This is a genomic window from Nostoc commune NIES-4072 (assembly GCF_003113895.1).
GTDB lineage: Bacteria > Cyanobacteriota > Cyanobacteriia > Cyanobacteriales > Nostocaceae > Nostoc > Nostoc commune.
In genome coordinates, this window is sequence record NZ_BDUD01000001.1 from 2,540,047 (window position 1) to 2,552,881 (window position 12,835).

Sequence of the window (12,835 nt, forward strand, 5' to 3'; positions counted from 1 at the left end):
ACTTAATTCCACACTTTCCAAGGGGGATTAACACTGTCCCATAAATCTTTTAATCTGTATTTGTCCCTTAAAGTATCCATACACTGCCAGAAATCATAATGACGATAAGCAGCTAATTGTCCTTCATTAGCTAGTTTTTCTAATAAGGCAACTTCTAATATTTCATCATCGCCCTTTAAATATTCAAAAATCTTAGGTTCAAAAATTAAAAACCCTCCATTAATCCAACCTTCTCCCATTTGAGGTTTTTCTAGAAATTCATCTACTAAATCGCCTTGAAATCTTAAACTCCCAAAACGGGCTGGAGGACGGACTGCGGTTACGGTTGCTAAACATTTATGAGATTTATGAAATTCTAATAATTCTTTAATGTTTAAATTAGCAACTCCATCACCATAAGTAACCATAAATGTTTCATTATCTAACCAAGGCTGTAATCTTTTGATTCTACCTGCTGTCATGGTGTCTAACCCTGTGTCCATGAGATGGAGAATCCAATCCTCGGCTGCATTATTATGAATATCTACATGACCATTTTGTAAATTAATAGTCATACTAGAATTTAGATTGTAATACTCCAAAAAATAGCGTTTAATATAATCGCCTTTATAGCCCAAAGCAATGTAAAAATCTTTATACCCATAATGAGCATAGATTTTCATAATATGCCAAAGTATAGGGCGACCACCAATTTCTACCATTGGTTTTGGGATGATTTCTGTTTCTTCTGCTAGACGAGTTCCTAATCCTCCAGCTAAAATTACAACTTTCATTTTGTTTTCTCTTTAGCCAATGGACATCATAATATAAAGGCAAATTACAATTGCCATCCGTATAAATACTGGGACACGAAAAATTATAAAATAAGAGCGAAAAGCAATAGACGCTCGAAAATATCAGCACAATTAAGAATTTGGCTGACTTTAGAAGAAGACAAAACATTGCAGAGTTAAGCCTTGCAGATAATGTACCTCGAAGGATTAGTGATAGCTTAACGTCACGTAGTATTTGTCAATAAGCAATAGTACTTAGAGTATTGCCGAAATCGGGGTTTTAACTTAAATTTTGAAGATGATTCTTTGTCTTTTCATGTCTGCTTTCAACTGCTTTATGCCTTAAAACCTAGCCAGATTCAGACTTTTATGAATTCAGCGTAAAACCCCATCCCAAAATGGGTGAGGATGTAAGAATTTCATTTGTTTGTGTTGAAAGAGCTGGTTTCTCAAGCCCTCACTAAAAGCTGATTAAATATCAAGATACCTCTGCCACATCTGCTCGTAAGCCTTTTCCATGTCACGGGTAAACTGCTTGGCATTCCATAGCGGTGCTGTGTGCCTTGATTGACGTAACTTCCAAGAAATTTGTTCTCGCAATTTTTCATCCTTACCCAAACGCACACCCCACTGTACATACTCTTCATCTGTCCAAGCAATACCTTCTGTAATCCCAGCATTCATCATCATGGTGTAACTATTGCGAGCGGCAAATTGCTGTCCAACTCTAGTTATTAATGGGATACCCATCCAGAGTGTTTCTAGCGTTGTCGTAGCTCCGTTGTAGGGAAAAGTATCTAATACAACATCAGCAATGGCTAAATTTGCTCTGTGGACAGACTCAGAAGGATCTAAGTCTAAAAATCGTAGACGTGAATACTCTACACCCTCTTCTTCTGCTAACTGCATAAAAAACTTCTGCACAGCTTCAGAATCTGCTATCCCTTTAATTAAAAAATAGCTATTAGGAACTTCCTTAATAATTCTCATTTGCAGCCGTGCTGTATCAGGATGGCGCTTAAATCCTCTTTGAGCGCTTAGAAAAACTACAGCATTACTAGGAATAGCTAGAGAGTCCCGTCGTAAAGTTGGTACACCGATTTCAAAACCATCCACCGCTATATAAGTTTGCGGTAATCGCCAGATTTTTTCTGTATAGTACTCCTGAGCAGAATCGGGCAAAACATAAGGGTCAGCAATAAAGTAATCAACTGCTGGTATACCCGAAGCATCCCAACCCAACCACGTTACTTGTACAGGTGCAGGTTTAAGCGCCATTATTTCACAAGTAACATCTAGAGTAATACTATCCAAATCGATTAAAATATCAATTTCATCTTCGTAGATTTTTTCAGCAATGTCATCACTATAAATTCCCCCTAGATAAGCTTGATTAAATTGCTGGACATACCATCCCTGCAATGAATCATCTACTTGTTTATAATTTATAAAATATCCATAAATATCAAACTGTTCACGGGTATGGTGTTGAATTAGCCACCTAGCTAACCAGCCAACTGAATGCCTAGATAAACAATGGGATAAATAGCCAATCTTTATTTGCTTATTTCTATTATGTAAAATACGTTGTTTATATTGCTGAACTTTTTCTGTAGCATATTCTTGCACATTAAGCTGACATAGTTGCGCCACTTGATTCTGAATTTCTCTATTTTTATGCGGATTATCTTGTAAGTAAGGTGCATAATAGTTAGCATTAAATAGACGCAATACTCTAGCTGATTCAAGATTTATAGGTTGTTCTTCGATTAAAGATTTTAGTAAAGATTCCTGCTCTAGGGAAACTGTACACGCTTCGTTCCAATAAGCAGGAGCTTCCATTAATCCTCGCTGTATTAGGTGTTTAGCAAAGACTTGATCGGTTAAACTCTTTGAAAGTGAGTAGCATAATTTAGCAATTTCTATTCCTTGAGAATAATTGTAATCTCTTAAATAAAAACTAGCGAGATGACGCAGAAGTTCTGTATTTTCAGGTTCCAGCCGTAAACATAGCTCAATCAATGATATTGCTACCTTAGGCTGCTGCATAGAATGGGCGATTTTAACTGCGGCTGGCAGCAAAATATTAATGAAAGATTGAGGCTCACTAACATGGGTTAGACAACATTTTGCAAACTCTAGGACAGAGGAATGCAAAGGGTCGTCATTGATGATACTCCCTAATACTTGCAACAATAACTCAATATCTATAATTGCTTCTGACTGAATTAACTCAATTACCTCTAGAGAAGTTAATTCATCACCAGTAAAAGTTTTTAGCTTGATAGATAGCTCAATCAAATAGAGAAGATTATTCACATATATAGGAGAAATTTCTCGTATATGTTGGCGAATTGCCCAAGCAACTGAATAATCTGCTAGTGTTTCTCTGCGTTCGGCTTCGGTTTGCAGAACCTTTATCAATTCTACAGTCCATTGCTCAACCTGTTGGACTTCTCCCTCCTCCATACCCAGCAGCCAAGTCATTTGCGCTTCTGCTTCTTGTCCCTGCAAGAGCAACATTAATCCTAAGTTCCAGTAGTGAGATTTCACTTCTGGCTCTGTTTCGATAGCTTGTTCATAGTAGCTAGCAGCTTGAGTATAGTTACCTTTAATAAAATATTGCTGGGCTTGCTGCTCTGATGGGGTGATGTCAGTAGGAATTTGCACAGAAGTCATAGTTAAGAATTTTCAGGATAGTACTAGTACTATTCCCAGAATTGAGAACAAAATTAAAGTGGGTAGTCTAAACTACCCACTTTACAAAGCTTGCAACTAAATATATCAATCCAGTTTTTACTTCGATGTCAACTCTGCAAAACTACTGGGACATGTTGGTAGTGATGGGGAAGTTGCTGTCGCTGTTGACGCTGATCCATTTACAGCAGTTGTTAGCTGACCAACATTGTTTGATTGACATAACACAGCTAGAGTAGTTGCTTCACTGGTAGATAATACTGTTGATTTAAGAACAACCCCTGCGTAGGATTTGAGAGGTGCTTTGCTAGATAAAGCATTATTGGTAACTAGAGTATCACTCCCGGTCACACTATAAACATAATTCTCAGTCTGGGTTCTAATACCAAGCCCTAACTGATCCATAACAGTAGTGAATGCTGCATTTTCCAAAAAGTATGCTTGTTGAGCGCGGTTCATAGAACCTGAGTACTGTTTAGCTTCTGACTGCTTACCTTTGTTAGCTTGGTTCAAGAAAGAAGGTAGTGCGATCGCAGACAAAATACCGATAATAATAATTACTACTAGTAATTCAATAAGTGTGAAACCTTCGTTTTCCTTTTTTTTGCCGATGATGTGTTGGAGAAACTTTGCTTTCAATTCGGTTTTCATAAGTGTTTTCCCTGGTATAGGAAGTGGTTGCGTGTTCTAGATATAACTTACCCAACTGCGATCGCTTTCCTATCACCTTGATAAAAAAAGTTTGGCGAAATTCGGTTACACAATCCAAAATCCTTGCATCTAAAAGCCCCTAGCCTAAACCAGGGGCTTTATTCCCAATTTCGTTTATGAGAATGCCTTACTCAAACTCAGGTGGCCACAATTCTGATACCGCCAGTTCCCAACCTGGTAGCAAGTCCGGTAGTGTAAGCATGTCTCCATTCTGCAATACCACCGGAGTTTGGTTTATTCGATAAACCGTTACTGTCAATTTGTCAGGGTCAATCAATATGCCAACTACAGACCCAAGTTGCAAAAATAGCTGAATCTTCTCTTCAAGTGGTTTAATTCTGTCGCTTTTAGATTTAATCTCAACCATCAAGTCTGGAACTAACTCTACAAAGTCGCGCTTGGTCTTTTTCAATCGGTCAGCGCGAACAAAAGACACGTCAGGGGCACGAAGGTTTCTTTTTTCCGAGTCGTCCTCTTCTATTCTAGGTAATATGAAGCCTGCGCTAGAGCCAGTTACTCGCCCTAGCTTGCGCGACATTACCCAAATATTCAAGAAGGTACTCAACCGAGTGCCAATTTCCTCTGACTCGTAATCTGATGGCCCCATAACTATGATTTTCCCTTCTACCAGCTCCATTTGCCATTCTGGATGCTCGGTTTGTAGCTCCTCTAAGTCTGTAATGGTGAAACACATAATATTACAGAAAATACTTTTATATATATCATAAGTACCTCTGGCGACGCCGATAGCGACGCGCAAAGCGAGTCCGCGAGCGTCATAGCCCGTCGCAGACATCGCTTACCATCTGGCGTAGCCAATCATAGTTTGTTATGCTATATTAAACGTAGTCGTTATGAGTTCGTATATTTTCATGGCTAACACAACAACAGAAAACTTGGTAATTATCGGTTCTGGCCCAGCAGGGTACACAGCAGCTATTTATGCTGGACGCGCTAACCTGAAACCCGTTGTATTTGAAGGTTTCCAAGCCGGGGGATTACCTGGTGGGCAATTAATGACAACGACGGAAGTCGAGAATTTTCCAGGGTTTCCCCAAGGGATTACCGGGCCGGAACTGATGGATCAGATGAAAGCGCAGGCGGAGCGCTGGGGGGCTGAACTATATACTGAAGATGTTATATCAGTTGACTTGAGTCAGCGTCCATTTACAGTGCGATCGCAAGAGAGGGAAATAAAAACCAATAGCATCGTTATTGCTACGGGTGCAACTGCAAAGCGTTTAGGTTTACCCAATGAACATGAATTTTGGAGTCGGGGTATTTCCGCTTGTGCAATTTGCGATGGTGCGACACCAATTTTCCACGGTGCAGAATTGGCTGTAATTGGTGCTGGTGACTCGGCGGCGGAAGAGTCAATTTACCTCACCAAATACGGCTCTAAGGTAAATATGTTAGTACGCACCGATAAAATGCGGGCTTCTAAAGCCATGCAAGACCGCGTTTTGAGTAACCCGAAAATCCAAGTGCATTGGAACACAGAAGCCGTGGATATCTTCGGTAATGGTCACATGGAAGGAGTGAAAGTCCGCAATACCAAAACTGGTGAAGAGAGCAAATTGCACGCTAAAGGTTTATTTTACGCCATTGGTCACACTCCCAACACCTCTTTATTTAAAGGTCAGTTAGAACTGGATGAGGTCGGTTACGTTGTCACTAAACCTGGTTCTGTAGAAACCAGTGTAGAAGGCGTTTTTGCTGCTGGCGACGTCCAAGATCATGAGTTTCGGCAAGCAATTACGGCTGCGGGTACTGGCTGTATGGCGGCGATGTTGGCAGAACGTTGGTTGTCGTCCACTGGCTTGATTCAAGAATTCCATCAACAGCCAGAAACAGCAGCTAATGAATTAGAACATCAGCCAGCCAAAAAGACTGAAGCCGAGGAAGAAGCTGGATTTAAATTGGATGCGACGCGCCATGAGGGAGGTTATGCTTTACGGAAATTGTTCCATGAAAGCGATCGCTTACTTCTTGTTAAATACGTCTCTCCTGGTTGTGGCCCTTGCCATACCCTGAAGCCGATTTTAAATAAAGTGGTGGATGAATTTGAAAGCATTATTCACTTTGTGGAAATTGACATCGACAAAGACCGAGATATTGCTGAAAATGCAGGTGTGACAGGAACACCAACGGTTCAATTGTTCAAAAATAAGGAACTGGTGCAGGAAGTAAAAGGTGTGAAGCAAAAGAGCGAATACCGCCAGTTGATTGAAAGTAATCTGTAGGGATTGGGGGCTGGGGACTGGGGACTGGGGGCTGGGGACTGGGGACTGGGGACTAGGGACTGGCGACTAGGGACTGGCGACTAGGGACTGAGGACTAGGAAATAATTCTTTTAACTGCTAATACCCAATCCCCAATCCCAATCCCCAATCCCCAATCCCCAATCCCAATCCCAATCCCAATCCCCAATCCCCAATCCCCAATCCCCAATCCCCAATCCCCAATCACTAATCACTCAGTCGAGTACCGTACTCTTCTTTACCCTGCTGTTGGGAACGAATAAAACGACAGTAACCGTTAAGACCTTTTTCAATCCGGTCTTTAAGCTGACTGACCCAGTTTAATTGTTCTGTATTGCAGTAGCCCAAGCTCTCAGCAATAATGAAAGCGCTTTTGGTTTCAGTCAATGAACCGCGAGCAATGTACATAAAACGCAATCTATCTAAATAGTGATAGCGTCCATAGCCCTCAGCTATGTTCAGTAAAACGCTGCAAGCTGCTCTTCGTAATTGATCGCTCAAATTGTAACGCTCACAACCCGGCAAACTATTTGCTAATCGATAAGCCGCTTTTAGCAGCTTGAGGCTATCTTGGTAGAAGTCTAAAGACTCAAAGCCTCTATCTTGCATATCATCCCAATCTAAAGTCCCTCAATTTTATGAGACATTTTTACCAAATACCCAGTCCCCAGTTCCCAATCCCCAGACCCTAATATGTAAAATAGTCAGCGTATCAAGCTTTGATCCAGGCGATCGCTTTATGGCCATTACAAAACGGCGACTACCGACATTTTTACAGTTTGGCAACAGTCTCAATCTTTCGCAAAAACTCATGCTCATCGGGTTAGCCATTACCCTATTTTTCATCTTCCTGGCATTCTTCGCTCCCGTATTCCAGGCTTGGGGATGGCTGCAAAACCCCAAAGATTTTCTTTCTAATCCAATTCACGAGCCACCCTCAGCTAAACATTGGTTTGGTACTAGTCGTTTGGGTTATGATGTGTTTTCCCGGACATTGTTCGGCGCTCAAGCTGCTTTGCAGGTGGTGATTTTGGCAACAGCGTTGAGTATGATTATCGGTGTGCCTTTGGGGATGCTGAGTGGTTATCTCGGCGGTAAATTGGATAAAGTGTTGCTGTTTATTATGGATAGCATCTACACTCTACCGGGACTACTGCTGTCTGTGACACTGGCGTTTGTAGTGGGGCGTGGAATATTAAATGCAGCGATCGCTATTAGCATTGCTTACATTCCCCAATATTACCGCGTCGTTCGCAACCACACCGTGAGCGTGAAAACTGAAGTGTTCATCGAAGCTGCTCAAGCAATGGGCGCTTCCACTTGGGTTGTGCTTTCTCGTTATTTATTTTTCAACGTCATTCAAAGCGTACCCGTCCTATTTACACTCAACGCTGCTGATGCAATTTTGGTGTTGGGCGGTTTGGGTTTTTTGGGGCTAGGACTTCCCGAAGAAGTGGCAGAATGGGGACATGATTTAAAACAAGCCTTAGAAGCTCTACCTACTGGCATTTGGTGGACTACACTTTTCCCTGGTTTAACCATGACATTCATGGTGGTAGGGTTATCACTACTTGGTGAAGGGTTAAATGAATTTGTCAATCCCCGTTTACGAAGAGAAAATAGAATCCGAAAGTAGTCATTGGTCATTAGTCATTAGTCATTAGCAAAGGACAATTGACAAAGGACAAAGGACAAATAAACAATAGAGAGATTTGTATGAAAGATAATTTAACGTTAATTGCTGCTGCTACAGGCGGGTTTATCCTTTCCGTTGCTCTTGCTGGTATCTTAAGAGGTGCGCCAGTTACAGGTTGGCAAGAGCAATCGAGTTTCCGCAGCACAACTTTTGCTAATTTACAAAAATCAGAGTTGAAAGCTGCGCGTCTTCTCCCAAGCAAAGACACTGCGCCAACAGATCGAGGATGAAAACAACTCACGCCCAATAATAGGGAATAAGGAATAACTGTTCACCAATGCCCCATGCCCAATGACAAATGACTAATGACTAATGACTAATGACTAATGACAAAATTCAACTAATTGGCATTGATGTGGGGGGAACGGCAATTAAGCTGGGGCGTTTTGCAGCTGATGGTACTTGTCTCTTATCTTTGACTGTGGCATCTCCCCAGCCGACGACACCGGAGGCTGTCTTGGCGGCGCTCGTAGATGCGATCGCTCAAATTGATCCAGATAATCAAGCTGTTGCTATTGGTGTTGGAACTCCTGGCCCATCCGATGCAGCAAGACGCATTGCCAAAATCGCCATTAACTTACCTGGATGGGTCGATGTGCCTTTAGCAGACTGGTTAGAAGCAAAAACTGGCAAACCGACTGCGATCGCTAATGATGCTAATTGCGCTCTTTTAGGAGAAGCTTGGCTGGGAGCCGGTCGCCATTTTCAAAATCTGATTCTGCTAACTTTAGGTACTGGGGTTGGTGGCGCAATTATCCTTGATGGCAAACTATTTGTTGGACATCAAGGAGCTGCCGGGGAATTGGGTTTAATTTCATTAAATCCTGATGGCCCAATTTGTAATAGTGGCAATCAAGGCTCTTTAGAACAATATGCTTGTGCTACTGCAATTCGCCGTCGCACTCTCAAGGAACCCGTCGAATTGGGTTTTCTTGCCCAACAAGGAGATACCGCAGCATTGACTTTTTGGCAAGAATATGGTAAGTATTTGGGGATTGGTTTGACGAGTTTAATTTATGTACTCACACCGCAAGCGATCGTTATTGGTGGCGGTATAAGTGGCAGCTTTGAATTTTTTATACCAGCAGTGAAGGCAGAAATTGAGAAGCGAGTTCAGCCTTTATCACGCGTGGGTTTACAAATATTGCCAGCAGAGTTAGGTAATTTTGCAGGGATAGTGGGTGCGGCAAAGTTGGCATGGGAACACTATTCGGAATTTTAGCTAAAACAATTAGGACTTACGCACGGGTAACGGAAAACGTAGACGCAAAGCGGCTTGCCGCAGGCTACCACAGAAGGCGCAGAGAAGCCAGTGCACCCTTGCGGTTCCCCGACTTTAAGGGACTTCCAACTAAAAAAATATACAATCGCTTTGGTGAGCAGGGGAGGCAGGGGAAGCAGGGGAAGCAGGGGAGGAAGAATCTGACAATCATCTTCGCTCAGAAAATTGAATAATTTAATTTCTGGAAGTCCCTAAGCAAATGATGCGTCACGCAAGAATGAGAGTTTGAAAGGGTTTTTGCGTAAGTCCTAACAATAAGGAATTTCCAAGAAATAAATTATCCAAATAAACTAACCTTATTAGGCTCAGAGAATACAGAGATAGGAGAAATATAGAAAATTTTTGCGTGAGTTTTGGGATATTTTTTATTTGGAAGCCCCTAAAGTTGCCCCACATCTCATCCGTCGGGGGAGTGTAAGGCAACTTTATTGTGTTGAATGTGGCTTTCAGCTACGTTCCCCCATCCCGCAATACGCTTCGGTTAACGTTTTCATATTTTGAAGATCCCCCGACTCTCGTTAAAAAGGCTTACTTCTAACCCTCTTTTATCCCTAATTTATCGGGTTCGCAGTAGGCGGAGGGATCTTAACCGAACCGTATTGCCCCAGCCCGAACTTGTGAAAAAGTTCTCAACTTGTGTAGTGCATACTACCAAAAGCCATTCAGAGCAACACTTTTAGGCTACTTGGCACTAGATAACAGTTTCTCTAGGTTTAGCCCCTATACGAGATTGACAAAGTTCCCGTTCACGGCTGAGGCATCCGTCAACGCTATGCCTGAATCAAAGATGCCGTTTCCTCTTGCCAAATAGACTTCAGCATCACGAACACCATCGACCCATGCACCTTTTTCTTGGCGGATGAAGTCGCTTAAGCCGTCGCCATTGTAATCTCCTGCAATCAGATTCACAAAGTTGCCGTTGACTGCTGAGGCATCCGTCAACGCTAGCCCCGGATTAAAAGTACCGTCTCCTCTGGACAGATAGACTTCAGCATCACGAACACCATCGACCCATGCACCTTTTTCTTGGCGGATGAAGTCGCTGAAACCATCGCCATTGTAGTCTCCTGCAATCAGATTCACAAAGTTCCCGTTCACTGCTGAGGCATCCGTCAACGCTATGCCTGAATTAAAAGTACCGTCTCCTCTGGACAGATAGACTTCAGCATCACGAACACCATCGACCCATGCACCTTTTTCTTGGCGGATGAAGTCGCTAAAACCATCGCCATTGTAGTCTCCTGCAATTAGATTCACAAAGTTCCCGTTGACTGCTGAGGTATCCGTCAACGCTAGCCCCGGATTAAAAGTACCGTCTCCTCTGGACAGATAGACTTCAGCATCACGAACACCATCGACCCATGCACCTTTTTCTTGGCGGATGAAGTCGCTGAAACCGTCGCCATTGTAATCTCCTGCAATTAGATTCACAAAATTCCCGTTCACCGCAGAGGCATCCGTCAACGCTAGCCCCGGATTAAAAGTACCGTCTCCTCTAGACAGATAGACTTCAGCATCACGAACACCATCGACCCATGTACCTTTTTCTTGGCGGATAAAGTCGCTTAAGCCGTCGCCATTGTAGTCTCCTGCAATCAGATTCACAAAGTTGCCGTTGACTGCTGAGGTATCCGTCAACGCTAGTCCCGGATTAAAAGTACCGTCTCCTCTAGACAGATAGACTTCAGCATCACGAACACCATCGACCCATGTACCTTTTTCTTGGCGGATAAAATCGCTTAAACCGTCGCCATTAAAGTCAATTTTCTGTTGCATAGCTGTTTTTCTTAATTAAGACACTACCAATACCAAACTTGCACATAGTAATATTGCAAGATAAAGCTATAGCAATCCATTTGATTTTTAAAAAAGTCTGTCTAAGTATGTTTAAAGTGCATTACGTTTTCTTAATACACCCTACGTCTATTTCAAAAATCAAATAGGAGTCCTATATATAGAACTACAGCTGAGTTTTAGGGATTATGCAATCGGTTACAAACTTTTACATTCAGTAGATTACAAATTTTCGGAAACTGACGATAAAATAGGGGTTTGTGCGATCGCTAGTCAGGATGTAAAGAGCATTTTTGTAAAAGCGATCGCTCCTTTTTAAGGATATATTCTGGTTCTTCAGTACCAGTTATGCCAAATTATTAGTTAAACATCAACAATTGACTTAAAAAATAAGGTTAAAAGCTAAAATCATTGAGTAAATCATAAAATGTTAATTATCTTGAAAAATAAGGTTTTTAGGGTTTTATCAAAGTAATTTAGCATAACAAGTACGAAGAGCCTATGTTCTTTGATTTTTGCGATTAAACAATATTCACGATTTAAAATTATGGTTCAAACAATCCCAGCTAGAGACATCAGTCTTTACGACTTAGAAGAAAAATTTGGTTTGCAACTAGCCACAGACACCAACTTTTTTCCAGAATGGACAGAAAATTTACCCACTCTGACTGATGCCCAAAAGCAAGCGATCGCACGAGTAAAAAGTAACTATTTAAATTTGAGTAAGCACCGTCTGATGTCAGAAGAGACGGTAAAAATGGTAGTGCTATCTCCTTTACTCGATTTAGCTGGGTTTTATCAACTTCCTTTTGAAATCGAAACCGAGACTTCTGTTGAGATTTCTGCTGAAGACGAAAGTTTTATCGTTAAAGGAAACATTGATGTTCTTGTTATCCAAAAACGTTTTTGGGTACTTATCATCGAATCTAAAAGCAGTAAATTTGATGTGATGACAGCCCTACCTCAAGCACTCACTTATATGCTTGATTGTCCAAATCCTGCACAACCAACTTTTGGTTTACTAATCAACGGTAGGGAATTTGTTTTTGTCAAATTGATTCAACAAGAACATCCTTGGTATGCCCGATCTGATGCGCTATCAATTGAACGTGATGCAGAACTACAGCAAGTACTCAGTGTATTGAAGCGCGTTGGAGAATTATTCGTAATTCGTAATTCGTAATTTGTAATACTAAGACAAAGAATATCCAGTTGCTTTCTTAACGTATTTTACAACTTTTTCATAAGATTCAGGATTACTCACAGGGTTGATGATGATGGGGATAGTGCCATCTGGCAACCAAAAAGTTATCCTGCCATTCGGTTCATGACAAAAAGAACTGATGCAGTTGAGATTAATTACATATTCGTTTTTATCGTAATAGATTTTTACCCAGTGGGCATGATCTAATTCCAATCCAATCACACATTCTAAATAATAGAGAATTTTTTGATAATCTTCCAAGTTACTTTGCGGGTTAATCACTATCGGTATGGCACTATCGGGTAACCAAAAAGTAACCCTACCGTTCAGTTCATAACAAAAAGCATGGACACGTTCAAAATTAACTACATATTCTCTCCTTTCGTAAAGGATTTTCACCCAGTACGCCACAACATC

General features: G+C 41.5%; 13 protein-coding genes. 5 read left to right on the top strand and 8 right to left on the bottom strand.

What is annotated here, in order from left to right; all coding sequences use genetic code 11:
• Nucleotides 1-2: 2 nt before the first annotated feature.
• The 4 genes from rfbF to CDC33_RS11250 form a co-directional block, all read right to left on the bottom strand.
• On the bottom strand, nucleotides 3-773 hold the full coding sequence (rfbF, locus tag CDC33_RS11235; RefSeq protein WP_109008552.1) for a glucose-1-phosphate cytidylyltransferase: 771 nt from the start codon (nucleotides 771-773) through the stop codon (nucleotides 3-5).
• 471 nt (nucleotides 774-1,244) lie between these two features.
• Nucleotides 1,245-3,452 (bottom strand): O-linked N-acetylglucosamine transferase, SPINDLY family protein, encoded by a 2,208-nt coding sequence (locus tag CDC33_RS11240; RefSeq protein WP_109008553.1) that lies wholly within the window; start codon nucleotides 3,450-3,452, stop codon nucleotides 1,245-1,247.
• Nucleotides 3,453-3,569: 117 nt separating this feature from the next.
• Entirely contained in the window at nucleotides 3,570-4,121 is a 552-nt protein-coding gene (locus CDC33_RS11245) for a type IV pilin-like G/H family protein (RefSeq protein WP_109008554.1), read from the bottom strand.
• 187 nt (nucleotides 4,122-4,308) lie between these two features.
• Entirely contained in the window at nucleotides 4,309-4,875 is a 567-nt protein-coding gene (locus CDC33_RS11250) for a Uma2 family endonuclease (RefSeq protein WP_109012538.1), read from the bottom strand.
• 178 nt (nucleotides 4,876-5,053) lie between these two features.
• Between CDC33_RS11250 and trxB the strand changes: the two genes are divergently transcribed.
• Complete coding sequence (gene trxB, locus CDC33_RS11255; protein ID WP_109008555.1) at nucleotides 5,054-6,424, top strand: thioredoxin-disulfide reductase; 1,371 nt, start codon at nucleotides 5,054-5,056, stop codon at nucleotides 6,422-6,424.
• A 110-nt stretch (nucleotides 6,425-6,534) separates the two neighbouring features.
• Here the strand turns inward: trxB and CDC33_RS41205 are convergent, their stop codons facing one another.
• Complete coding sequence (locus tag CDC33_RS41205; RefSeq protein ID WP_280524407.1) at nucleotides 6,535-6,657, bottom strand: hypothetical protein; 123 nt, start codon at nucleotides 6,655-6,657, stop codon at nucleotides 6,535-6,537.
• On the bottom strand, nucleotides 6,650-7,051 hold the full coding sequence (locus tag CDC33_RS11260; RefSeq protein WP_109008556.1) for a four helix bundle protein: 402 nt from the start codon (nucleotides 7,049-7,051) through the stop codon (nucleotides 6,650-6,652). The genes CDC33_RS41205 and CDC33_RS11260 overlap by 8 nt, the downstream gene beginning before the upstream one ends.
• Nucleotides 7,052-7,181: 130 nt before the next feature.
• Between CDC33_RS11260 and CDC33_RS11265 the strand changes: the two genes are divergently transcribed.
• The 3 genes from CDC33_RS11265 to CDC33_RS11275 all read left to right on the top strand — a co-directional run bounded on the left by CDC33_RS11265 (nucleotide 7,182) and on the right by CDC33_RS11275 (nucleotide 9,360).
• Complete coding sequence (locus tag CDC33_RS11265; protein WP_100901440.1) at nucleotides 7,182-8,078, top strand: ABC transporter permease; 897 nt, start codon at nucleotides 7,182-7,184, stop codon at nucleotides 8,076-8,078.
• A gap of 80 nt (nucleotides 8,079-8,158) precedes the next feature.
• Entirely contained in the window at nucleotides 8,159-8,368 is a 210-nt protein-coding gene (locus CDC33_RS11270) for a hypothetical protein (protein WP_109008557.1), read from the top strand.
• An 89-nt stretch (nucleotides 8,369-8,457) separates the two neighbouring features.
• A complete protein-coding gene (locus tag CDC33_RS11275) occupies nucleotides 8,458-9,360 on the top strand; it encodes an ROK family protein (protein WP_109008558.1) in 903 nt (300 codons plus the stop codon).
• Between the two features lie 780 nt (nucleotides 9,361-10,140).
• Here CDC33_RS11275 and CDC33_RS11285 read toward each other — a convergent pair.
• Entirely contained in the window at nucleotides 10,141-11,196 is a 1,056-nt protein-coding gene (locus tag CDC33_RS11285) for an FG-GAP repeat domain-containing protein (protein ID WP_109008560.1), read from the bottom strand.
• A gap of 565 nt (nucleotides 11,197-11,761) precedes the next feature.
• On the opposite strand from CDC33_RS11285, the gene CDC33_RS11290 reads away from it, so the two are divergent.
• Nucleotides 11,762-12,397 carry a type I restriction endonuclease subunit R gene (locus CDC33_RS11290; protein ID WP_109008561.1) on the top strand — a complete coding sequence of 212 codons (636 nt, stop codon included), beginning with the start codon at nucleotides 11,762-11,764 and terminating at the stop codon, nucleotides 12,395-12,397.
• Between the two features lie 9 nt (nucleotides 12,398-12,406).
• Here the strand turns inward: CDC33_RS11290 and CDC33_RS11295 are convergent, their stop codons facing one another.
• Nucleotides 12,407-12,829: a hypothetical protein gene (locus CDC33_RS11295; protein WP_109008562.1), complete on the bottom strand. Its 423-nt coding sequence runs from the start codon at nucleotides 12,827-12,829 to the stop codon at nucleotides 12,407-12,409.
• Nucleotides 12,830-12,835: the final 6 nt, after the last annotated feature.

Excerpts from the sequence above, each read along its gene's own strand:
- rfbF (WP_109008552.1), bottom strand. The coding sequence starts at position 773 with ATGAAAGTTGTAATTTTAGCTGGAGGATTAGGAACTCGTCTAGCAGAA.
- CDC33_RS11240 (WP_109008553.1), bottom strand. The coding sequence starts at position 3,452 with ATGACTTCTGTGCAAATTCCTACTGACATCACCCCATCAGAGCAGCAA.
- CDC33_RS11245 (WP_109008554.1), bottom strand. The coding sequence starts at position 4,121 with ATGAAAACCGAATTGAAAGCAAAGTTTCTCCAACACATCATCGGCAAA.
- CDC33_RS11250 (WP_109012538.1), bottom strand. The coding sequence starts at position 4,875 with ATGTGTTTCACCATTACAGACTTAGAGGAGCTACAAACCGAGCATCCA.
- trxB (WP_109008555.1), top strand. The coding sequence starts at position 5,054 with ATGGCTAACACAACAACAGAAAACTTGGTAATTATCGGTTCTGGCCCA.
- CDC33_RS11260 (WP_109008556.1), bottom strand. The coding sequence starts at position 7,051 with ATGCAAGATAGAGGCTTTGAGTCTTTAGACTTCTACCAAGATAGCCTC.
- CDC33_RS11265 (WP_100901440.1), top strand. The coding sequence starts at position 7,182 with ATGGCCATTACAAAACGGCGACTACCGACATTTTTACAGTTTGGCAAC.
- CDC33_RS11270 (WP_109008557.1), top strand. The coding sequence starts at position 8,159 with ATGAAAGATAATTTAACGTTAATTGCTGCTGCTACAGGCGGGTTTATC.
- CDC33_RS11275 (WP_109008558.1), top strand. The coding sequence starts at position 8,458 with ATGACTAATGACAAAATTCAACTAATTGGCATTGATGTGGGGGGAACG.
- CDC33_RS11285 (WP_109008560.1), bottom strand. The coding sequence starts at position 11,196 with ATGCAACAGAAAATTGACTTTAATGGCGACGGTTTAAGCGATTTTATC.
- CDC33_RS11290 (WP_109008561.1), top strand. The coding sequence starts at position 11,762 with ATGGTTCAAACAATCCCAGCTAGAGACATCAGTCTTTACGACTTAGAA.